Genomic DNA, 21,349 nt, shown 5'->3' on the forward strand with positions numbered 1-21,349 from the left:
GTTGCGCTCCGGCCGTTCCGGCACAACTCTGATCGCATGATCACGCTCCTCACCATCCTGACGGCGATCGCCATGCTGGCCACGCTCGGTGTCCTCTTCGCCGGCATGATCGGCATGGTGGGCGGGGGTGGGAATGGGGAACGGTCCAACCGGCTGATGCGCTGGCGCGTGGCGCTCCAGGCCCTGGCGCTGGGGCTCTTCGCCCTGCTCCTCCTGCTGACGCGCCACTAGGGGCGCGGGACCCCGGCGGGCCACCCCTGGCAGGCCACCGGGGCGGGCGCGGCGCCTTGCCAGCCTGTAACCCCCCGCCCTATGGTCCGCGGCACCTGGCCCGCCGATGCGCGGGCCGATCCTCCGGCGGGCACTGGCCCCGTCATCGTCTTCGGGAAACGGCTGGACACACGATGAAGCTGCTTGTGCCCGTGAAGCGGGTGGTGGACTACAACGTCAAGGTGCGGGTGAAGTCGGACGGGACGGGCGTCGAGACGGCGAACGTCAAGATGTCGATGAACCCGTTCGACGAGATCGCGGTCGAGGAGGCGGTGCGGCTGAAGGAACGGGGCATCGCGACGGAGATCGTGGCGATCTCGGTCGGCCCCGCCCAGGCGCAGGAGCAGATCCGCACGGCGCTGGCCATGGGGGCCGATCGCGGCATCCTGGTGGAGCAGGAGGGCGTGGTCGAGCCGCTGGCGGTGGCCAAGATCCTCAAGGCACTGGCGGAGCGCGAGCAGCCGGGGCTGATCGTGATGGGCAAGCAGGCCATCGACGACGACATGAACGCCACCGGGCAGATGCTGGCGGCGCTGCTGGGCTGGGGCCAGGGCACCTTCGCCTCGAAGGTCGAGGTCGCGGACGGCGTGGCCAGGGTGACGCGCGAGATCGATGGCGGGCTGGAGACGGTGTCGCTGAAGCTGCCGGCGGTGGTGACGACCGACCTGCGGCTGAACGAGCCGCGCTATGCCTCGCTGCCCAACATCATGAAGGCGCGCAAGAAGCCGATCGAGACGGTCAAGCCCGCCGATCTGGGCGTGGATGCGAGCCCGCGGCTGAGCGTGCTGAAGGTGGAGGAGCCGCCGAAGCGCAAGGCGGGGGTGAAGGTGGGCTCCGTGGCCGAACTGGTCGACAAGCTGCGCAACGAAGCAAAAGTCATTTGAGCGGGGGTGATCTGAGATGAGCGTCCTGGTTCTGGCCGATCACGACGGCACCCATGTCAACCAGCCGACCCGCTCCGCCATCGCCGCGGCCCAGAAGTTGGCCAAGGGGGGGAACGGCGAGGTGCACCTGCTGGTCTCCGGCCCCGCCGCCGTGGCGCAGGCCGCCGCTTCCATCCCGGGCATCGCCAGGGTGCTGCATGCCGAGGGCGACGGGCACATGCTGGCCGAGCCGCTGGCGGCGCTGCTGGTGGCGCTGGCGCCCGGCTATTCGCACCTGCTGGCGCCCGCGACGGCGGTGGGCAAGAACGTGATGCCGCGCGCCGCCGCGCTGCTGGACGTGCAGCCGGTGAGCGACATCTCCGGCGTGGTGGATGCCGACACCTTCGTGAGGCCGATCTATGCGGGCAATGCGCTGGCGACCGTGAAGTCGGCGGATGCGAAGAAGGTGCTGACGGTGCGCGCCGCCTCCTTCGACCCGGTGCCGGCCGAGGGCGGCTCGGCCCCGGTGGAGAGCGCGGCGGCGGTGGCCGATCCGGGCGTGTCCTCCTTCCTGGGGGCCGAGATCGCGAAGTCCGAGCGTCCGGAGCTGACGGCGGCGCGGGTGGTGATCTCGGGCGGCCGGGCCATGGGGTCGGCGGAGAACTTCGCGATCCTGGACAAGCTGGCCGACCGGCTGGGGGCCGCGGTCGGCGCCTCCCGCGCGGCGGTGGATGCGGGCTATGCCCCCAACGACCACCAGGTGGGCCAGACCGGCAAGATCGTGGCGCCGGAACTCTACATGGCCTTCGGCATCTCCGGTGCGATCCAGCATCTCGCCGGCATGAAGGACAGCAAGGTGATCGTGGCCGTCAACAAGGACGAGGAGGCGCCGATCTTCCAGGTCGCCGACTACGGCCTCGTCGGCGACCTCTTCACCGTCGTCCCCGAACTCACCGCCGCCCTCGACAAGGCCTGAGTGGGGGACCACGACTGCGGAACCCGGGGCGGGGATCGTCCCCCGCGCCCCGGGTTCGGCCACGACACCATCTGAGGGAGAATGAGGCTGTGGAGATCGCTTCCGTCGGCGTGATCGGTGCCGGGCAGATGGGCAACGGCATCGCGCAGGTCTGCGCCGTGTCCGGCCTCTCCGTGACCCTGGTGGATGTCAGCGAGGCGGCGCTGGAGAAGGCGCGCGCCACCATGGCGAAGAACCTGGACCGGCAGGTCGCCAAGGGCACGATCCAGGCCGCCGACAAGGAGGCGGCGCTGGGCCGCATCGCCGCAGGCACCGACATAGCGGCGCTGGGCGGCTGCGACATCGTGATCGAGGCTGCGACCGAGCGCGAGGAGCTGAAGCGGAAGATCTTCGAGGGCCTCTGCCCGAAGCTGAAGCCGGAGGCGATCCTCGCCAGCAACACCAGCAGCATCTCCATCACCCGGCTCGCCACCGCGACGGACCGGCCGGGGCGCTTCATCGGCATGCACTTCTTCAACCCGGTGCCGGTGATGAAGCTGGTGGAGGTGATCCGCGGCATCGCCACGGAGGAGGCCACCGCGCAGGCGGTGGAGGCCTTGGCGAAGCGCCTCGGAAAGACCACCGCCATGGCGGAGGATTATCCGGGCTTCATCGTCAACCGCATCCTGATGCCGATGATCAACGAGGCCATCACCGCGCTGCAGGAAGGGGTGGGCGACGTGGTCTCCATCGACACGGCCATGAAGCTCGGCACCAACCAGCCGATGGGGCCGCTGGAACTGGCCGATTTCATCGGTCTGGACACCTGCCTCTCGATCATGCGGGTGCTGCATGAGGGGCTGGGCGACAGCAAGTACCGGCCCGCGCCCCTGCTGGTGAAGTATGTCGATGCCGGCTGGCTGGGCCGGAAGACGGGCAAGGGCTTCTACGACCATTCGGGCGAAGCGCCGAAGCCTTCGCGGTGAGGCGCCCCGCGCCGCCTGTCAGGCGAAGCTGACCTTCGCGTTCTCGCCATCCTGGGGCGGCCTGCCCGTGGCCATGGCCTTCACATAGCCGAAGGCGTGCAGCATCTTCGAGGACGGCGCGTCCCAGTATTCGGCGCCCGCCACCTCCACCGCGATCAGCACCAGCGAGGGGTCCTCCGGCCCTTCCGGGAACCAGGCGCGCATCCCCTCGCTCCAGAGCGCCTTCTGCTTCGCGGGGTCGGTGAGGCTCCTCGCCTCCCCGGACAGGCTGGCATAGTCCTGCTTGTCCGGCGCGGCATAGGCGAGCAGCACCCGCGCATCCGCGGCGATCTCCCGCACCACGGGGGAATCCTTGCGGGCGAAGAACCACAGGGTGGTGTCGAAGCTCTCCTGCTGCGCCCACATCGGCCGCCCCCGGAAATGGCCCTGGGCATCCAGCGTCACCATGGTCGCCACCTTGATGGACCGGATCATCTCCCAGACCTTGTTCCGGGCATCCTGGTCACTGCGTGTCTCGGCCATGCGCGCTCTCCTTGGAAAACCGGATATGCGCGCTAACGCCAGCCCCGGGGCGCGGGTTCCCCCTCCGCTACGGGGTCGCGGTCACCAGGGCGAGGCGCACCCGCCGCCCGCGCGTGTAGTTATAGCCCTCCACGCTTCCGACCTCCTGTGCCCGCAGCCCGGCCGCGGCCATGGTGGCCTGGAAGGCCAGGGCTTCGCGCGATTCCACCGCCACGACCCGCGTTTCCCCCGCATTCCGCCCGGCCGCCAGGAAGGCCACCGCCGCCTGCCCGTTCTCCAGCAGCGCGACATGCGTGCCGAGCGAGAAGATGGCGGAGGGCTCGTGGAAGCCGAGCAGCCCCACGCGCTCCGGCGGCAGGCCGCCGGGGATGCCGCGCCCCGCCTCGGCCACCGCCCGGGCCAGATGCGGCGCCACCCAGGGGGCCTCCAGCCGGGGCAGGGTGGCCTGCATCACCACCCATTGCAGCGGGATCGACCAGAGCACGGCGGCCATGGCGGCGCGCGGCCAGCCTTGGGCCCAACCCTGGTTCCATCCCTGGGGCCGGGCCACGCCATCCGGTCGTGAGGCCGGCCGTTCGGGGCGCGGCGGCTGACCGTTCCCGCGCCCGGGCACCGGGGCGCCGGTGAAGGAGGGGGTGCCGGCGAAGGAGCCGGCGGCGGTCGCGAGGCTGGTGGCATTTCCGGCGGGCGCATGGTCCTCCGCGCCGGCCGTCCCGCCCCGTGCCCCTCCACGGGCATGGTGCAGCACGCGCCAGACCAGCACCGCCGCCGCCGGGATGGCGAGCAGGGCGAAGGGGTCCACGCGCCGGTCGGAAAGCCAGAACACCACCGAGGGCGCCACCGCCAGCCCGGCGGCCACCACCACCAGGGCGACCCAGCCCAGCCCGGCCAGCCAGCGCGGCGCAGGGCGGCGCAGGGGGTCCATCGCCCAGGCCCCGGCCAGCAGCATCAGCGCCGGAAAGGCCGGCAGGACGTAGTGCGGCAGCTTGGTCGAGACAGCCTCGAAGACGATCCAGGTCGGCGCTGCCCAGGCGAGCAGGAAGCGCGTGCCCGGTTGCAGCCGCGCGGCCCAGGCCCCCGCCAGGGCGCGCAGCACCAGGAAGGCGCCGGGGAAGGCGGTCAGGCCGAAGATCAGCAGATAGGTGCCGGGCGGCGCGCCATGCGCCTCCTCGCCCGAGCCGACCTTGGCCAGCATGTCGTTGCCCACGGCCTCGGAGAAGAAGCGGCCCTGGGTCGCCACGCCGATCGCCACCAGCCAGGGCAGGCAGAGCAGCAGCATCAGCGGCACGCCCCAGGCGGGGCGCAGCGCCCGCAGCCAGGGCGCACGGCGGTCGGCCACGGCCAGGGTGATGCCGGCCAGCAGCGGCACCATCGGCCCGATCGGCCCCTTGAGCAGGATGCCCGCCCCCAGCGCCAGCCAGAAGCCGGCGGCCTGCCGGGGCGTGAAGGTGCCGGGGGAGAGATAGGCCCGCCCCATCAGCCCCATCGAGGCCGCCACCGTGGCGAGCAGCGCCGCGTCGGTCTTGGCGATATGCACCTCGACGCAGAGCAGGATGCTGGAGGCCAGCAGCGCCGCGCCGAGGAAGGCCGCGCGCCGCCCGACCAGCGCCCGGCCGAACTGGAAGGTGGCCAGCACCGCCAGCCAGGCCCCCAGGGCGGAGGGGATGCGATAGGCCCAGATCTTCCCCTGGGCCGGGATGCCCACGGCCTCCAGCGCCGTGACCACGCCGGCCTGGGCCCAGTAGATGCCGACAGGCTTCTTGTTGCGCTCCTCGTCCTGTACGCGGATGCGCACCCAGTCGCCGCTTTCCACCATCTGGCGGGAGGCCTGGGCGAAGCGGCTTTCGTCCCGGTCGCCGGGCGGCAGGGTGAAGAAGCCGGGAAGCCAGAGGAGCAGGCAGAGGAGGCTCAGCAACAGCCGGGGCCTCCGCGTGTCCGGCAGCCTGTCGAGGAGATGCTGCACCAGTCGATCGATCCCTTGGGGCGGCGGGCTGCCGGAGGCCAGGGCCCGTCCAACGAGGCGAGGTTCTTCCGCGTTCCTGCCCGGGACCGTGCGCGGCGCCGGGACAGGGACGGGCGCGGGGAAAAACGTCCCGCGGCCCTGCCGCCTCTAGCATGCGCGGCACGGCGGGGACATACGGAGCGTGACATGCCTTCCAATCCGACCCGAAACACCGCAGCGACGCTGCTGACCGCCGTGCTGGAGCGCCACCGCCCGCTGGAGGAGGCGCTGGACGCGCTGCCACCGCTGGAGCCACGCGACCGGGCCGCCGCGCACCGCCTCGCCTCCCATGTGCTGCGCCGGCTGGGCACGATCGACGCGCTGCTGGAGCCCTGGCTGCGGCGGGAGCCGCCGGCCCCCGCCTGGCTGGCGCTGCGCATCGGCACGGCGGACCTGATCCTGCTCGGCACGCCGCCTCATGCCGCCGTCTCCGCCGCGGTGGGGCTGGCGCCGAAGCCGCTGGCGGGGCTGGTGAACGCGGTGCTGCGCCGCGTGGCCGAGGCCGGGCCGGCGGCGCTGGAAGGGCTGGATTCCGAGCGCCTGGACACGCCGGGCTGGCTCTGGACCTCCTGGCACGCCGCCTATGGTCCGGCGGTGCGTGCCATCGCCCGTGCGCATCGCGAGCCCGCGCCGCTGGATCTCAGCCTGATGCCCGGCGCCGCCCCGCCGGAGGGCGGCGAGCCGCTGCCCACCGGGACGCTGCGCTTTCCTGCCGGCACCCGCTTCTCGGACCTGCCCGGGGCGGGCGAGGCGCGATTCTGGGCGCAGGATGCCGCCGCCGCCCTGCCGGCGCGCCTGCTGGCGGCGCGGCCGGGCGAGCGCGTGGCCGATCTGGGGGCCGCGCCGGGGGGCAAGACGGCGCAGCTCGCCGCCGCCGGGGCGAGGGTCACGGCGGTGGAGAAGGACGCGAAGCGCGCCGGACGCCTGGGCGAGAACCTGCGCCGCCTGGGGCTGGAGGCCGAGCTGGCCGTCGCCGACGTGCTGGACTGGGCGCCGGCGGAGAAGTTCGATGCCATCCTGCTGGACGCGCCCTGCACCGCCACCGGCACCATGCGCCGGCATCCGGACGTGCCCTTCCTGAAGCGCGCCTCCGATGTCGCGCCGCTGGCCGACCTTCAGCGCCGGATGCTGGCGGCGGCGGCGCGGCAGTTGAAGCCCGGCGGACGGCTGGTCTTCGCCACCTGCTCGCTGCAGCCGGAGGAGGGCGAGGCGCATCTGGCTGCGGCCGCCGCACTGGGGCTGGAGCCTGATCCGGTGCGGCCGGAGGAGGTGCCCGGCCTCGCCGAGGCCGTCACGCGGGACGGCGCGCTGCGGACCCGGCCCGATCTGTGGGCGGAGCGCGGCGGGCTGGACGGGTTCTTCGCCGCCCGCTTCCGGGCGAGGGGCTGAGGCCGGAGCCGGGGTGGGGGCGGCCCGGTCAGCCCAAGGGGGCACCCAAAGTCTTGCGCAGGAAGTAGCGGGAATGGCCGGCCGGATAGTCCTCCAGCGTGCCGAAGACGGTGTAGCCGAGCTTCTCGTAGAAGCCGCGTGCCTGGAAGCTGAAGGTGTCGAGCCAGGCATAGCGGCAGCCGCGCCGCCCCGCCTCCTCCTCCGCCGCCCGCAGGATGCGCCGGCCGAAGCCCTGGCCGCGCGCTTCCTCCGGCAGGTGGAACATCTCCACGAAGAGCCAGTCCCGGGTGGTGCGGCCGATCAGTCCGCCCAGGGGCCGGCCCGTCCCCGGATCGCGCAGGATCACGCCCAGCAGGCGCATCTCCAGCGGCCCGGCCCGTTCCGTGTTGAAGGCGATCAGCCCTTGCAGGACGGTGTCGCGCTCGGCCTCGGCCGGCGAGTCGGTGACGGCGATCTCGGCATCCATGCGCCAGGGTGGCCGTCCCGGGGCCATGGGGCAAGGCTGGCCCCGCCTTCCGGCCATCCCGGGGGCGGAACCCCGGGAACTCCCTCCGGGAACGGCTTGTGGCATGCGGTGCCGATCCCGTACCTCTGCCAGCTGCGGAACAGCGGAACCATTCGCGCGATGACGGGCGAAGCTCAGGCAGGATCATGATTCGCTGGGCCATCCGGATCATGCTGTCGCTGGCGGGCCTGCTGCTCCTGGCGCTGGCCGGCGGCTGGTGGCTGCTGCCGCATCTCGATCTCGGCCCGGTGGCGGGCCGGATCGGCGGCGCGCTGCTGGGCCGGGAGCTGGCCTTCGCCGGGCTGAAGGTGGTGCCCGGCCACTGGACGAGCCTGGAGGTGCGGGGCCTGCGGCTGGCCGGGCCGCCCGGCCTGGACGGGGCGCCCATGCTGGAGATCGCCGACGCGAAGGGCGAGCTGGATCTCCTGTCGCTGTTCCAGGGGCCGCCCGTGCTGCGGCACCTGTCGGTGTCCGGCCTGCGGCTGCGGCTGGAGCGGGCACCGGATGGCACCGGCAACTGGCATTTCCATGGCACCCCAACCGGAGGAACCACGCCCGGACAGAAGCCCCATGGGACGGACCGGGTGCCGGACCAGGGTACGGAGGCCGCCCCCCGGCCGGGCCGGCGGCGAAGGAGGCGGAACCGGATTCCCTGCCGCCCGTCGATCCCTCCGGCCGGGCGGGCTTTCCGGCGCTGCTGGACCTCGTCCTGACCGATGGCGAAGTGGAGATCGCCACGTCGAGCGGCAACAGGCTGCATGTCCGGCTCGACCATGTGGCCCTCGGCGCGGAGGATCTGGACCAGCCGGTGCGCCTGAGTGCCGGGGGGGCCTATAATGGCCTGCCGCTGCGCCTGCAGGCCGATCTCGCCTCCTTCCTGGCGCTGCGCGATACCGGCACGCCCTGTCCGATCACGCTGCGCGTGAGTTCCGGGAACACCAGCCTGGGCTTCGGCGGCACCATGGCCGATCCGTTGAACCTGGACGGGGCGAAAGGGCAACTCGTGCTGGAGGCGGCGACACCCGATGTCCTCCTGACCGTCGCCGGCTCGCCCCCGCCGGAGGCGAAGGCCGGACAGGGCCCGCCGCTCCGCCTCGCGGGGCTGCTGGAACGGTCCGGCGACCACTGGCGGCTGAGCGATGCCAAGGGCGGCCTCGGCGGGGCGGCCATCACCGGGGGGCGGCTGCGGCTCGACGAAGGCGCCCGGGGCGAGCCGGACAGCCTGTCCCTCGACCTGCCCTTCGGCCGCCTGGACCTGAACCGGCTGCTCGGCGGCCCCTCCTCTGGCGCTTCGGGGAGACCGACCTGCCGCTGGCGGTGGACCCCTCGCCGGGCATGCTGGTCTCGGCCCGGCTCAGCGCGGACCAGCTCGACTATGGCGGGCTGCGCCTCACCGGGGCGCGGCTCGCCGCGAGGCTGGAGCCGGGGCGCATCGTCCTGGAGGACCTCTCGGGCGGCTATCTGGGCGGCACGATCAACGGCCAGGGGCAGGTGGAAGGCTCCGCGGACCCCGGCGGGCGGATCTCCGCCCGGCTGGCCGCCACCGGCCTGGATGTCCAGGCCCTGCGGCAGGAGCTCGGCATCGGCCGGATCGACCTCCAGGGCAGGGTGGACGGGCATTTCACGCTCAGCGCCAGCGGCGCGACGCTCAACGGCGCGGCGCGGGAGGCGCATGCCTCGGCCGTGGTGAGCATGGCGGGCGGCAGCATCGCGCGTGAGCTGATCGAACTCGCCTCGCAGGACCTGCGGGGGCTCTTCCGCACCGCCCGGGGGCAGAGCGCCCTGTCCTGCCTGCTGGGAGTGGTGGACCTGCGGAACGGCGTCGCCACGGTCGCGCCCTTCCGCCTGCGGGCCGAGCACGGGACCATCGCCGGCAATGGCCGCTTCGACCTCCGGCGCCGGCAGATGGATCTGACCGTGGGCAGCGCCCGATCGACCACCGGCACCCTGGCGCTGGACATTCCGGTGCGCGTCAGCGGCGCCTTCGCCGCCCCCACGATCCGCCCGGCCCGCTGGTCGCCCGAGGGGCGCGCCCTGCTGGCCGCCGGCAACGTGCTGGACCGCATCCCGCCGGAGCTCCGCGGCTTCGCCCGCCGCAACCCCTGCCTTTCGCCCGGCTGACGATACCCCGGCGAGGGGGGCTACTCGATCCGGGCGCCGGAGGCCCGCACCACCTCCGGCCAGCGCGTGGCCTCGGCGATCACCAGGGCGCGGAAGCGGTCCGGGTCCGTGCCGGTGATCTGGAAGGCCTGGGCCCGGAGCTGCCCCGACACCTCCGGATCGGCGAGGCCGGCGGCGATCTCCCCGGCCAGGCGGCGCAGGATCGGCTCCGGCGTGCCGGCGGGGGCGAGGATGCCCTGCCACGTCACCACCTCGAAGCCGGGGAAGCCGCTCTCGGCCAGGCTCGGCACCTCCGGCAGGTTGGGGTCGCGGCCGGCGGAGGTCACCGCCAGGGCGCGGATGCGTCCGGCCCGGATCTGCTCGATCGCGGCGGGCAGCGTCACCATCAGCGCGTCGATATGCCCGCCGGTGAGGTCGATGACCGCCGGGCCGCCGCCGCGATAGGGCACATGCGTCCAGCTCACGCCCGCCCGCTGTGCCAGCAGCGCGCCGGCGAGGTGGCCGAGGCTGCCATTCCCCTGGGAGGCCATGGAAAGATTCCCCCCGGCCTCCCGCGCCAGGGACAGGAAGGCGCCGATGTCCCGCGCCTCCAGCCCGTCCCGCACCACCAGCACCTGCGGCGCGCGCACGGCCTCGGCCACCGCCGCGAAGTCGCGCACCGGGTCGTAGCCGGAGCGGGGATAGAGCGCCGGGTTGATGGTCAGCACGTCGGAGCCGACCAGCAGCGTATGGCCGTCCGGCCGGGCATGGGCGACGTGCTCGAAGGCGATGTTGCTGCCGCCCCCGGCCATGTTCTCCGCCACCACGGGCTGGCCCAGCGTGGCGGTGAGGCGCTTGGCCAGGATGCGGCCGAGGATGTCCAGACTGCCGCCCGGGGCGACGGGAACGATCAGGCGGATGGGGCGGCCCGGCCAGCCCCCCGCGCCCCGGTCCGGCCCCTGGCCGGGGCCGTCGCCCTGGGCCAGGGCGGTGCGGCCGGAGAGGACCAGGGGCAGCAAGGCGGCGGAGGCGGAAAGCAGGTGGCGGCGCGCAGGGGAGGACATGGGGACCGAAAGGATGCCGGGATTTGGAAATCCTTTCTCCGGCTGTCCCTCCGTTCCGCAAGGGGAAAGGAAACTTTGCTGCAATGATCGTCAGGCGCGATGACTTTCTTCTCTTTCTGCGCCGCAGCACGGCATTGAGGTCCTGCCACCAGTCCGGTCCCCGTGGGAATCGGTGCGCTGCCGGCAGGAAGGCCATGGGCGGTTTCCCGGAATCGTGAGCCTGCATGGGACGGGACTCGTGGCGATCAGCCGCCGCAAACCCATCTCCGGCGGTTGCCCACCGCGGGACCGGCTGGCAAAACGGCCTCGTGTCCAGACCCGTCCGCATCGCCCCCTCCCTCCTGGCCGCCGACTTCGCCCGATTGGGCGAGGAGGTCAGCGCCATCGAAGCCGCCGGCGCCGACTGGCTGCATCTCGACATCATGGACGGCCATTTCGTGCCGAACATCTCCTTCGGCCCGGCCCTGGTGCGTGCCCTGCGCAAGCACTGCACGCTGCCCTTCGACGTGCACCTGATGATCGCGCCGGCCGATCCCTATCTGGCCGCCTTCGCCGAGGCCGGGGCGCATGTCATCTCGCTGCATCCGGAGGCCGGGCCGCACCTGCACCGCTCCCTGCAGACGATCCGCGGCCTGGGCTGCCAGGCCGGCGTCGTGCTCAATCCCGCCACGCCGGTCTCGGTGGTGGAGAATGTGCTGGACCTGCTCGACCTCGTGCTGGTCATGACGGTCAATCCGGGCTTCGGCGGCCAGTCCTTCCTGACCTCGCAACTGCCGAAGATCGAGGCGCTGCGCCGCATGATCGACGCCTCCGGCCGCGACATCGCACTGGAGATCGATGGCGGCGTCACTGACCAGACCGCGCCGCTCTGCCTCGCGGCGGGCGCCGACACGCTGGTGGCCGGCACCGCCGTCTTCGGCAAGCCGGACTATGCCGCGGCCATCGCCGCGCTGCGCCCGAAGGGCACGGAGGGCGGGGGCGGCGAGACGTTGCGGAGACCGGAATGAGCGGCTGGCTGCGCGGCGCCAAGCGCACCCTGGCCGGGCTCAAGCCCCTGCGCGTGCCCGAGGCGCCGGCCCGTGCCTTCCGCGACCTCTGGCCGGGTGATGCGGCGCGCGGCCAGCGGCTGCTGAAGGGCGAGTTCGAGGTGCTCGGCACCACCGGGCTGCTGCTGCCTGCCGAGGCCGCCCGCGCCACGCCCGGCGCGCTGGAGGCGATGAGCGGCGGCAGCCCCTGCTGGCGCGCCGCGCTGCATGGCTTCGCCTGGCTGCGCGACCTGCGGGCGCTGGGCACGGACAATGCCCGGCTGCGGGCACGGGCGCTGACCCAGGACTGGCTGTCCCGCACCGGCAACGAGGCCCTGGCCGATGCGCCGGAGGTGGTGGGGGCGCGGCTCTCCGCCTGGCTGGGGCACTGGGACTTCCTGGCCGCCACGGCGGAGGACGGCTTCCGCAGGGCGCTGATGCAGCGGCTGGCGCAGGATGCGCGCGGGCTGGTCGCCGCCCTGCCGGCGCATTGCGAGCACCGAGGCGCGCTGGTGGCGCTGAAGGGCGCCATGGCGGCCGCCGTGGCGCTGGAGGAGGAGGGCTGGCTCACCCGCTGCCTGAAGCTCCTCCCCGCCGAGCTGGAGCGTCAGTTCCTGCCGGATGGCTGTCATGTGGAACGCTCCCCGGCGGTTCACCTGACCGCGCTGCAGGACCTGATCGAGTTGCGCAACCTGCTGCACGGGGCCGAGCTGGAGGCGCCGCCGCACCTGTCCCTGGCGCTCGACCGCGCCGGGCCGGCGCTGCGCGTCTTCCGCCACGGCGATGGCGGGCTGGCCTGCTTCAACGGCACGCGGGGGGAGGCGGCGCCGCTGCTGGACCTCGTCCTCACCCAGGCCCAGGCGCGCGGCCGGGCGCCGCTGATCCTGCCCGACAGCGGCTTCCAGCGCCTGCTCGCCGGGCGGACGCTGGTGATCGTGGATTGCGGCCCGCCGCCGCCGCATCTGGCCGGCCCCGGGCCGCTGCCGCGCGGCGCCGACCGCTGGCATCATGCGGGCACGCTCAGCTTCGAGATGTCGGTCGGGCGGGACCGGCTGATCGTGAACTGCGGCGCCTCGCCCCTGGCCGAGCCCGCCTGGCGCGACGCGCTGCGCTCCACCGCCGCGCATTCCACCCTGGTCCTGGCCGACACCAACAGCGCCGAACTGCGCGAGGACGGGCTGGGCCGCCGGCCCGAGGTGGTGGAGGCCGAGCGGCAGGAGGCCGAGGGCGCGCAATGGCTGGATGCGACGCATGACGGGTGGAAGAAGCTGCTCGGCGCCGTCCATCGCCGCCGCCTCTGGCTGTCCGAATCCGGCGACGACCTGCGTGGCGAGGATGCGGTGGAGGCCGAGAGCCCGCCCGGCGGCTTCGCGGTGCGCTTTCACCTGCATCCCACGGTGAGGGCCTCGGTGCTGGAGGATGGGCGTGGCGTGCTGCTCCGCCTGCCGTCCGGCACGAGCTGGCGGATGCGGGCCGAGGGCGCCGCCCTGGCGCTGGAGGAAAGCCTCTATGCCGCCGGCGAGCCGCAGCCGACGCGGCAGGTGGTGCTGCAGGCGGAACCGGGAACCCTGAGCGTGCAATGGGCGATCCGCCGCGTGCCGGCCGCCGAGCTGCGCGGCGATGCGGGGGGCAAGGCCGAGGGGACCGCCCCGGCGGGCCAGAAGGGCATCCCGGGCGCGCCGCCCCGGCCGCCCCAAGGGGCGACATCCCAGGGGGGACATCCCAAGGGGCGACATCCCAGGGGGCGACATCCCGGGAGGGGCAGGGACCGGCGCCGGCCCCCGGGGCGAGCGGCCCGCGAGAGGACTGACACGACCACCATGCACCATCCGTCCGGTCCGACCGGCTGCCGGGCAGGGGGCTGCCCGGCGTGAAGGTCCTGTTCGTCGCCAATGTGGATTTCGCCCTGCGCCACTTCGTGCTGCCGCTGATGCGCGCGGCGCGGGAGCGGGGGCATGAAGTGGTAGGCGCCTGCGCCGAGGGGCCGCTCCTCGATATCCCCCGGGCCGAGGGCTTCCGCGTCATCGGCCTGCCCATGGCCCGCTCCCTGTCGCCGCGCGCCAACTGGCGGGCGCTGCGGGCGTTGCGGGCGCTGATCCGGGCGGAGAAGCCCGATCTGGTGCATGGGCATTTCCCGATCAGCGGCCTGCTGGCACGGCTGGCGGCGAAGATGGAGGGCGTGCCGCGCATCGCCTATACGGGGCACGGCTTCCTGTTCAACCAGCCGGGCCGCCCCTGGCGCCGGGCGCTGTCGCTGGGCATGGAATGGCTCGGCGGCCGCGTGACCGATGTCTTCATGACGGTCAGCACGGAGGAAGCGGGCGATGCCCGCCGCCTGGGGATTTCCCGCCATGCCGTGGCCTGCGGCAATGGGCGCGACCCGGCACTGTTCCATCCCGATGCCGCCACCCGGGCCGAGGTCCGGGCCGAGCTGGGCGCCGGACCGGAGGATTGCGTGGTGGCGGTGGTTTCCCGCCTCGTGCGGCACAAGGGCCATCCGGAACTGCTGGAGGCCATGGAATCCGTTCCCGGCGCCACGCTCTGGGTGGTGGGGGAGAGGCTGGCCTCCGACCATGGCGAGGATCTGGGGCCGGCCTTCGCCCGGGCGGAGCGGGAGCTGGGGCCCCGGCTGAAGCGCCTCGGCTACCGCCACGACGTGGCGCGCCTGCTGCGCGGGGCGGATGTCTTCTGCCTGCCCAGCCATTTCGAGGGCCTGCCGATGTCGGTGATCGAGGCCATGCTCACCGGCCTGCCGGTGGTGGCGACCGATATCAGCGGCCCGCGCGAGATGGTGCTGGAAGGCGAGACCGGCTTCCTCGTCCCGCCCATGCAGGCGGCGCCCCTGGCCGTGGCGCTGCGCCGCCTGGCCGAGGACCCCGCCCTGCGCCGGCGCATGGGCGAGGCGGGGCGGGCGCGGGCACTGGACCTCTATGCCGAGGACAAGGTGGTGGCGCGGACCCTGGACCTGCTGGGCCTCTGAGACGACCTCCGGGCCGTTCTCTTCGCGGCTGGCGCTATTCGCCGATGCTGACCAGCGCGCCACTGGCGCGGGCACGGCGGAACTGGTCGAGGAAGACCCAGCCCAGGACCAGGAGCCAGAGCGCGTCGAGTGCGAAGGCGGCGGCAAGGTGACCCCAGGCGATGTGCCCATCCAGCAGGGCGGCGCGCATCCCCTCGAAGACATGGGCGGCGGGCAGGGCCCAGGAGAGGGGCCGCACCCATTCCGGCAGCGCGGCCACCGGATAGAACACCGCCGCGAAGGGGGCGAGGCCGAAGAGCAGCGACCAGGCGAGGCTCTCCGCCCCGGCGCCGTGGCGCAGGATCATCGCCACCACGGCCAGCGAGATGGCCCAGCCCATCAGCATCAGCGCCGCGACGAACAGCACCAGCACCGGCCCCAGGGCGAGCACGTCGAAGCCGTAGAGCAGCCAAGCCAGCACCGAGGCGGGGACCAGGGCCACCAGCGTGCGCAGCAGCGACATGGCCATCAGCGCCGCCAGCATCTCCCGTGGCCGCAGCGGCGAGACGAAGAGATGCCCCAGGTTGCGGGACCAGATCTCCTCCAGGAAGGTCAGCGAGAAACCCATCTGTGCCCGCAGCGCGACCTCCCACAGCAGCACGCCGCCGATCAGCGCCCCGGCGACGAGGGCGCCGGCACCGGCATCCGGCCCCAGCGCGCCGCGTTCCGCCAGCCAGCGGCTGGTGAAGCCCCAGAGCAGGATCTGCAGGACCGGCCAATAGGCCAGTTCCAGCACGCGCGGCCAGGAATGGCGGTAAAGGGCGAGGTGCCGGTACATCAGCCCCCAGACGCGGCGGGCGGCGGGGCGCATCACGCCGCCTCCCGCGCCGTGCCGCGCGCGATGTCCAGGAAGACCTGCTCCAGATCCTCCCGCCCGTAGCGCTGCAGCAACTCCTCCGGCGAGCCCTGGTCCACCAGCCGCCCGCGCCGGAGCATCAGCACATGGGCGCAGAGGCGCTCCACCTCCGCCATGTTGTGGGAGGCCAGCAGGATGGCGCAGCCGCTTTCCGCCCGGTAGCTCTCCAGCCGCGTCCGTACCCAGTCCGCCGTATCGGGGTCCAGGCTCGCCGTCGGCTCGTCGAGCAGGAGCAGCTCGGGGCGGTTGATCAGCGACTTGGCCAGGGCGGCACGGGTCTTCTGCCCGGCCGAGAGCTGCCCCGCTGGCCGGTCCAGGAACTCGCCCAGCGCCAGCTCCTCCGCCAGTTCCGCGATGCGCCGGCCGGCGCGCGGCACGTCGTAGAGATGGGCATAGACCTGCAGGTTCTCCCGCACCGTCAGCCGGTGCGGCAGGGCGACATAGGGGGAGGAGAAATTCATCCGCGCCAGGGCCGCAAAGCGGTCCCCGGCCATGTCGCGGCCCAGCACCCGGACCCGCCCGGCGCTGGGCAGCAGCAGGCCCAGCAGCATGGCGATGGTGGTGCTCTTCCCGGCGCCATTGCCGCCGAGCAGGCCCCAGGTGGCACCGCGCGGCATGGCGAAGCTCAGCGCATCCACCGCCAGGGCCTCCCCATAGCGCTTGGTGAGCTGGTCGGCGGCGATGGCGTGTTCCATGCCCCTGGATATGCGCCTTCCGCCGCCGCCGTCAGCCCCGCCGGTGCTGGATGGCACGGCCCTGGAAGAGCCGGATGCCCATCTTCCAGCCCCAGGCGATGGCCGCGGCGCCGTCGCAGCCCGCCAGCACCAGTTCCGTCCGCCGGTCCTCCAGCACCGGCCGCAGCATCGAGGGGGCGGCGGGCAGTTCCGGCGAGAAGGGGATGCGCAGGGTGGCGATGCCGAGTCGCGCCGGGCGCAGGGCGGCGAGCAGGCCGGGCTCCGGCACCTCCAGCGCCAGGCGGTAGCCACGGGCCAGCAGGAAGCGGCGCAGCAGCGGCACCTCGCCCGGGGCGGCCAGCACCTCCAGCGCCGGGAGGCCGAGGGTCAGCAGGGGCTTCAGCGCCGGGGGGAGGGCCGCGTCCAGGCGCAGGAAGGCCGGGCCGGACAGGGTCGCGAGGGAAAGCGGCAGGTGCAGCGGCCGCGGACTGCCCTGCCAGTCGCGGCGCGACAACAGGGTCGCCAGCAGCCGGGCGGAAAGCAGGTCGTCCAGATGCGCCGCCAAGGCCGGGCTGGCCGAGGCGTCGCGGCCGCCCAGCAGGCGCTCGGAAACGCTGGCTGCGATCGGGCGCACATCCTCGCGCACCGGTTCCAGACGGCCTTCCTCCGGGATCAGGCGGCAGACGGATTGCCGGGCATGCAGCGGCCAGACATCCGCATGGCGCAGCGCCCGTTCCGCCTCCGCCAGCCCCGCCGGGTCCAGCGGCCGGGCCGCGGCGGGCGGGGCGTGGGGCTGGCGCAGGCCCAGGCTTTCCTCCAGCGCGGCGAGGACGCTCACCGCCTCCTGCGGCAGCCGCATGGTGCGCAGGACCTGCCCCAGCATCGCCTCGGGCAGGGCGCCTTCCAGCGCGGAACGGGTGGTCTCGGCGATGCCGGGTCCGGGGCCAGGCGGCGCCACCACCGCGAGGTCGCCGTTCGGCAGGTGGAAGCGGCGGCCGCGCGGGCCCACCGGAGGCGTCGCGGCCTCCCGCAGCAGGCGGCGGTGATGCGGGCGGTCCAGCCCCGGCGGCAGGGTGGACAGGCGCAGCCAGACCACGTCCCGCGCGGAATCGCTGGCCGTACAGTGATGCACCAGCGCGGCGAGGTCGCGGGCGGTGCCGGCCTTGCCACCCTGCGGTACGCCCCGGAGGCCGATGGGTGGGGCGGTTCCGGCGAGGGCGGCCGCCGGTGGAGCGGGGGTGCGCGGTTCCGGCGTGGCGAGGGACAGGCTCACGGCGCTTCCTCCTGCGGGATCAGGCGTTGCGGGGCGGCGCAGCCGGAACGCGCGCGGGGCGACAGGCCGGCGGCACTGGCGGCGCAGGTGGCGGTGCTGCACTCCTGCCGGAAGGCACAGTCCCGGCGCCGCACCACGGCCAGGAGGCGGGCGGGCTGGGCCCCGGTGAAGCGGCCGATGCCGCGGGACAGGCCCCAGGCCAGGGCGGCCTCGTCCTCCACCTCGTCCAGCACCAGCCGTCCGGGATCGAGGGCCGCGATGCTGTCCGCCGGCAGCGCGGCCAGGCCCGGCGTCCAGCGCAGGTGCAGCGCCGCGCCCGGCAGGCTGCCCGCGTCGCAGAGCGCCAGGGAGGCGGCCTCCAGCCCCGAAAGGGCGAAGGGCAGGCCGGGCGGCGGAGCGGCCAGCACGGCCAGGGGCAGGACCGGCAGGAGCGGCAGATCCCCGGCCCAGCCCGGGAGGGCGCCGAGATCGGCGGGCCGCATGTCCAGGTGCAGCGGCACCGTCAGCGGGGCGCCGAGCAGGGCGGCCTGCTGCCCGGGCTCCGACAGGGCCTGGAAGCCGCGCCGCATCGCATCCTCCGCCATATGGGCCAGCAGATGCGGGGGGAGGCCCTGCCCGAGGCGCAGCAACCCGGGGCGGGAGGGCCTGAGGCGCAGCCCGGCGAGTCGCGGCATGCCACCCGGGGCGAGGCCGACGATGGGCAGGCGCTCCAGCACATCCTCCAGAGGGGGCTGCGGCATCTGTTCCGGGGCGGGCATGGCCATGGTGGCGGCCAGCGGGACCGATCCGGGCGGGGCGACGGCCGGAGGCGGCTCGGGGAAGGAGGAGGGCGCCAGCGGGCGGGCCCCCGGCGGGCAGTCCGGCCGGCGGGACAGGCCTTCGGCGCCCAGCACGCGCCAGAGGCCGGGCATCAGCCGGTCGAGCGCGGCGGGCGCCGCGCCGAGGAGCAACTCGCCGCCGGGGAGCTCCCGCAACGATCCGCCTTCCGTGGCGGCCTCGGCCAGCAGCACCCGGCCCAGCCGCCGGTGCAGCGGAGTCCGGGGGTCAGGACAAGCCATTCCGGGGTGGCCGTCGCCCCGCCGGGGCGCATCGCGGAGGGGAGGGGAAAAGGCTGCATCGCCCCCGCAACTTGCGGCCGATGCGCTTAACGCAATCCTTACGCGGCGGGAGCAGCCTTGTGTCGGGCCGTAACCCTGCGCTACCGAGATGCCGCATGAACGGCCACCTGCCGGAATCTCCGGTTCCCCACGACCTCGCGGAGGCCGTGCGTAGTCTCAAGCGCGCTTCGGTCCTCGTGGTGGGCGACGCGATGCTGGACCGCTTCGTCTATGGGCGCGTGGCCCGGGTCTCGCCCGAGGCCCCGATCCCCGTGCTCACCGTCGATCGCGAGGTCGCCATGCCCGGCGGCGCCGGGAATGTGGTGCGCAACCTCACCGCGCTCGGCACGCCCACCGCCTTCCTGTCCGTGGTCGGGGACGATCAGGCCGGTTCCGACCTGACCGCGCTGATCGGCGGGCAGAGCGGGGTGGAGCCCTGGCTGCTGGTGCAGGGGGCGCGCCACCACCACCAAGACCCGCTTCGTGGCACAGGGGCAGCAGCTCCTGCGCGCCGACCACGAGAATCCCGAGCCGATCCAGCCCCGGCTGGCCGAACGGCTGCTGCGGATCGCCCAGGACACCATCGCCGCGACGCGGGTGATGGTGCTCTCCGACTACCGGAAGGGGGTGCTGTCCGGGGATATCCCGCAGCGCCTGATCGCCGCCTCCAAGGCCGCCGGCCGGAAGGTCGTGGTGGACCCCAAGGGGCTGGACTACGGCGTCTATGCCGGGGCGGACCTGGTGACGCCGAATCGCAACGAGCTCCGCCTCGCCACCGGCCGCTCGATCGAGAGCGAGGGCGCGCTGGTGGATGCCGCCCGGTCCCTGCGCCTGCAGCACGGCTTCGGCGCCGTGCTGGTGACCCGGGCCGAGGACGGCATGACGTTGGTGCAGGCGGACGGGGTGCAGCATTTCCCCGCCGAGGCGCCGGAGGTCTACGATGTCTCGGGCGCCGGGGACACGGTGGTGGCGGTGGTGGCCGCCGCCATGGCGGCGGGCCTGCCGCTGGAGGTCGGCGCCCGGCTGGCGAATGTCGCCGCCGGGATCGTGGTCGGCAAGGTCGGCACCGCCGTGGCGCGGGAGGATGACATCCTGGATGCGCTGAAGCCCGAGCGGGGCACGCTGCGCAAGGTGGTCTCGCGCGCCGCCGCGGCCGAGCAGGCGGAGCGCTGGCGCCAGAGGGGGTACCGGGTCGGCTTCACCAATGGCTGCTTCGACCTGCTGCACCCAGGCCATGTCCATCTGCTGGAACAGGCGCGGTCCTGGTGCGACCGGCTGGTGGTGGGGGTGAATTCCGACGCCTCGGTGAGCCGCCTCAAGGGGCCGACGCGCCCGATCCAGGGGGAGGCGGCGCGTGCCGCCGTGCTGGCCTCGCTGGCCACGGTGGACCTCGTCGCGGTCTTCGAGGAGGACACGCCCACCGAGCTGATCCGCCTGGTCCGCCCGGATGTGCTGGTGAAGGGCGCCGACTACACGGTCGATCAGGTGGTGGGCGGCGACCTGGTCCAGGAATGGGGCGGCGAGGTGAAGCTCGCGGAGCTGCTGCCCGGCAATTCCACCACCGCCACGGTGGCGCGCATCAAGGGATGATCCCGGGGCCGCGGAAGCCGGAGCTTTCGCGGCCCGCCCCGCCTCAGCCGATCGCCGGGTCCACGTTCACCCGGCTGCGCCGGCCCAGCATGGTGCGGGCCACGCGGCAGAGATGGGGGAAGTGCCAGTTGGCGCGTTCCTTGAGCTTCTTCATCCGCAGAGCCTTGCGGATGACGTTGCTGGGCGTGTGGTCCGCGGGGCGCCGCGCCCAGGGCGTGAGGCGCGCCGCCTCGTGGTACCAGCTCTTGTAATGGGGCTCCTGCATGTAGAACCAGGGCTTCGAGCTGCCGGTGTAATGGATGATCTTGGGGGCGCGGCGGAGCTCCCGGAACTCCTCCTCGGACAGCCCCATCTCATCCGCAGAGAAATCCGCGAAGTTGGGCTGGAAGTTCCAGCAGGCCGGGACGGATTTGATCCGGTCGCGGAAGACGTTGTTGATCACGTCCTGGTCATGCGCGCTCAGCCGCTCGGCATTCTCCACGGTGAAGTTCAGCAGGGTGGGGAGAACATTGTCCTCTCGCCACTTCCGCACGTTCACCACCAGCACGCCGGAATTGTAGTAGGTGTCGTCCTTGTCGAAGCCGGGGTGATAGGCCTTGTAAGGCTCGGGCACGGCGGCGAGGTAGAAACCGTCCAGAGGGGTTTCCCAGAGCGCCCGGATGTCATCGCGGACGATGATGTCGCTGTCGAGGTAGACGACCTTCTCGATCGCAGGATCAAGGAATTCCGTGACGAAGAGGCGCAGATAGGCGGAGACGGTGATGTGCTTGCTGACCGGCAGGTTGGTCCTCACCTGCTGCAGGTCGAAGCACACGAATTCCACGGTCGCGTTCCGGTAGCCTTCCACGAAGCGCGCGATCTGCTGTTCGCTCGCCGCGTTGCGCTCCGTCGAGCAGACGATCAGGCGGAAGTCATTGTTCGGATTGCTGGACAGCAGCGAGGCCATGGTGGCAGCCATGTAGGGGAAGTACCGCGCATCGGCACAGAACAGGACCGGGATCTTCTCCAAGACATGCGCTCCTATGAGCCAAGGATTTCCAGAAAACTGAACACAATCGGCTTTGTTCTCGTGTTGAAGCACGCTTGGGTAGAGGTCAAGTTCGATGCTGATCCGGAATTTATGCGGAGCTGGTTGCCAGTACCGAGTCCAGGCCCCTTC

At 73.1% G+C, this 21,349-nt stretch carries 19 protein-coding genes and 1 pseudogene; 11 read left to right on the forward strand and 9 right to left on the reverse strand.

Annotated features, from left to right (window positions below):
• Positions 1 to 36: 36 nt before the first annotated feature.
• From MVG78_RS08685 to MVG78_RS08700, 4 genes are all read left to right on the forward strand, one after another.
• Positions 37 to 231, forward strand: a complete 195-nt coding sequence (locus MVG78_RS08685) for a twin transmembrane helix small protein (RefSeq protein ID WP_247560024.1) — start codon at positions 37 to 39, stop codon at positions 229 to 231.
• Positions 232 to 404: 173 nt separating this feature from the next.
• On the forward strand, positions 405 to 1,154 hold the full coding sequence (locus MVG78_RS08690) for an electron transfer flavoprotein subunit beta/FixA family protein (RefSeq protein WP_247560026.1): 750 nt from the start codon (positions 405 to 407) through the stop codon (positions 1,152 to 1,154).
• A gap of 16 nt (positions 1,155 to 1,170) precedes the next feature.
• Positions 1,171 to 2,109, forward strand: coding sequence for an electron transfer flavoprotein subunit alpha/FixB family protein (locus tag MVG78_RS08695; RefSeq protein WP_247560027.1), 939 nt, complete (start codon positions 1,171 to 1,173; stop codon positions 2,107 to 2,109).
• A gap of 89 nt (positions 2,110 to 2,198) precedes the next feature.
• Positions 2,199 to 3,074 carry a 3-hydroxybutyryl-CoA dehydrogenase gene (locus MVG78_RS08700; RefSeq protein WP_428480782.1) on the forward strand — a complete coding sequence of 292 codons (876 nt, stop codon included), beginning with the start codon at positions 2,199 to 2,201 and terminating at the stop codon, positions 3,072 to 3,074.
• Between the two features lie 18 nt (positions 3,075 to 3,092).
• Here the strand turns inward: MVG78_RS08700 and MVG78_RS08705 are convergent, their stop codons facing one another.
• Positions 3,093 to 3,596, reverse strand: a complete 504-nt coding sequence (locus MVG78_RS08705) for a pyridoxamine 5'-phosphate oxidase family protein (protein ID WP_247560029.1) — start codon at positions 3,594 to 3,596, stop codon at positions 3,093 to 3,095.
• Between the two features lie 67 nt (positions 3,597 to 3,663).
• Positions 3,664 to 5,559: a glycosyltransferase family 39 protein gene (locus tag MVG78_RS08710; RefSeq protein ID WP_247560031.1), complete on the reverse strand. Its 1,896-nt coding sequence runs from the start codon at positions 5,557 to 5,559 to the stop codon at positions 3,664 to 3,666.
• A gap of 186 nt (positions 5,560 to 5,745) precedes the next feature.
• Between MVG78_RS08710 and MVG78_RS08715 the strand changes: the two genes are divergently transcribed.
• Positions 5,746 to 6,987 (forward strand): transcription antitermination factor NusB, encoded by a 1,242-nt coding sequence (locus MVG78_RS08715; RefSeq protein ID WP_247560033.1) that lies wholly within the window; start codon positions 5,746 to 5,748, stop codon positions 6,985 to 6,987.
• Positions 6,988 to 7,015: 28 nt separating this feature from the next.
• Here the strand turns inward: MVG78_RS08715 and MVG78_RS08720 are convergent, their stop codons facing one another.
• A complete protein-coding gene (locus MVG78_RS08720; RefSeq protein ID WP_247560035.1) occupies positions 7,016 to 7,453 on the reverse strand; it encodes a GNAT family N-acetyltransferase in 438 nt (145 codons plus the stop codon).
• 185 nt (positions 7,454 to 7,638) lie between these two features.
• Between MVG78_RS08720 and MVG78_RS08725 the strand changes: the two genes are divergently transcribed.
• Both MVG78_RS08725 and MVG78_RS08730 read left to right on the forward strand, forming a co-directional pair.
• The gene (locus MVG78_RS08725; protein WP_247560037.1) at positions 7,639 to 8,205 is read left to right on the forward strand and encodes an AsmA family protein; all 567 of its coding nucleotides are present in this window, start codon (positions 7,639 to 7,641) and stop codon (positions 8,203 to 8,205) included.
• Positions 8,206 to 8,827: 622 nt separating this feature from the next.
• Entirely contained in the window at positions 8,828 to 9,613 is a 786-nt protein-coding gene (locus tag MVG78_RS08730) for an AsmA-like C-terminal region-containing protein (protein WP_247560039.1), read from the forward strand.
• A gap of 20 nt (positions 9,614 to 9,633) precedes the next feature.
• Here MVG78_RS08730 and MVG78_RS08735 read toward each other — a convergent pair whose 3' ends face one another.
• Positions 9,634 to 10,656: a Bug family tripartite tricarboxylate transporter substrate binding protein gene (locus tag MVG78_RS08735; RefSeq protein WP_247560041.1), complete on the reverse strand. Its 1,023-nt coding sequence runs from the start codon at positions 10,654 to 10,656 to the stop codon at positions 9,634 to 9,636.
• A 308-nt stretch (positions 10,657 to 10,964) separates the two neighbouring features.
• Between MVG78_RS08735 and rpe the strand changes: the two genes are divergently transcribed.
• The 3 genes from rpe to MVG78_RS08750 are packed head-to-tail and all read left to right on the forward strand — an operon-like array spanning position 10,965 to position 14,661.
• A complete protein-coding gene (gene rpe, locus MVG78_RS08740; protein ID WP_247560043.1) occupies positions 10,965 to 11,663 on the forward strand; it encodes a ribulose-phosphate 3-epimerase in 699 nt (232 codons plus the stop codon).
• The gene (locus tag MVG78_RS08745; RefSeq protein WP_247560045.1) at positions 11,660 to 13,555 is read left to right on the forward strand and encodes a heparinase II/III family protein; all 1,896 of its coding nucleotides are present in this window, start codon (positions 11,660 to 11,662) and stop codon (positions 13,553 to 13,555) included. The genes rpe and MVG78_RS08745 overlap by 4 nt, the downstream gene beginning before the upstream one ends.
• Positions 13,552 to 14,661, forward strand: a complete 1,110-nt coding sequence (locus MVG78_RS08750; RefSeq protein WP_247560047.1) for a glycosyltransferase family 4 protein — start codon at positions 13,552 to 13,554, stop codon at positions 14,659 to 14,661. The genes MVG78_RS08745 and MVG78_RS08750 overlap by 4 nt, the downstream gene beginning before the upstream one ends.
• A 34-nt stretch (positions 14,662 to 14,695) precedes the next feature.
• Here MVG78_RS08750 and MVG78_RS08755 read toward each other — a convergent pair whose 3' ends face one another.
• The 4 genes from MVG78_RS08755 to MVG78_RS08770 are packed head-to-tail and all read right to left on the reverse strand — an operon-like array spanning position 14,696 to position 18,561.
• Positions 14,696 to 15,511, reverse strand: coding sequence for an ABC transporter permease (locus tag MVG78_RS08755; protein ID WP_247560049.1), 816 nt, complete (start codon positions 15,509 to 15,511; stop codon positions 14,696 to 14,698).
• Positions 15,511 to 16,251 (reverse strand): ABC transporter ATP-binding protein, encoded by a 741-nt coding sequence (locus MVG78_RS08760; RefSeq protein WP_247560051.1) that lies wholly within the window; start codon positions 16,249 to 16,251, stop codon positions 15,511 to 15,513. Before MVG78_RS08760 ends, MVG78_RS08755 begins: the two co-directional genes overlap by 1 nt.
• 31 nt (positions 16,252 to 16,282) lie before the next feature.
• Positions 16,283 to 17,503 (reverse strand): hypothetical protein, encoded by a 1,221-nt coding sequence (locus tag MVG78_RS08765; RefSeq protein WP_247560053.1) that lies wholly within the window; start codon positions 17,501 to 17,503, stop codon positions 16,283 to 16,285.
• Entirely contained in the window at positions 17,500 to 18,561 is a 1,062-nt protein-coding gene (locus MVG78_RS08770) for a hypothetical protein (protein ID WP_247560054.1), read from the reverse strand. Before MVG78_RS08770 ends, MVG78_RS08765 begins: the two co-directional genes overlap by 4 nt.
• A gap of 155 nt (positions 18,562 to 18,716) precedes the next feature.
• Here MVG78_RS08770 and rfaE1 point away from each other — a divergent pair.
• A pseudogene (gene rfaE1, locus MVG78_RS08775) lies at positions 18,717 to 20,190 on the forward strand (D-glycero-beta-D-manno-heptose-7-phosphate kinase).
• 43 nt (positions 20,191 to 20,233) lie between these two features.
• On the opposite strand, the gene MVG78_RS08780 reads toward rfaE1, so the two are convergent.
• The gene (locus tag MVG78_RS08780) at positions 20,234 to 21,199 is read right to left on the reverse strand and encodes a glycosyltransferase family 8 protein (RefSeq protein WP_247560055.1); all 966 of its coding nucleotides are present in this window, start codon (positions 21,197 to 21,199) and stop codon (positions 20,234 to 20,236) included.
• Positions 21,200 to 21,349: the final 150 nt, after the last annotated feature.

It is taken from the genome of Roseomonas gilardii subsp. gilardii, assembly GCF_023078375.1.
Classification (GTDB): domain Bacteria; phylum Pseudomonadota; class Alphaproteobacteria; order Acetobacterales; family Acetobacteraceae; genus Roseomonas; species Roseomonas gilardii.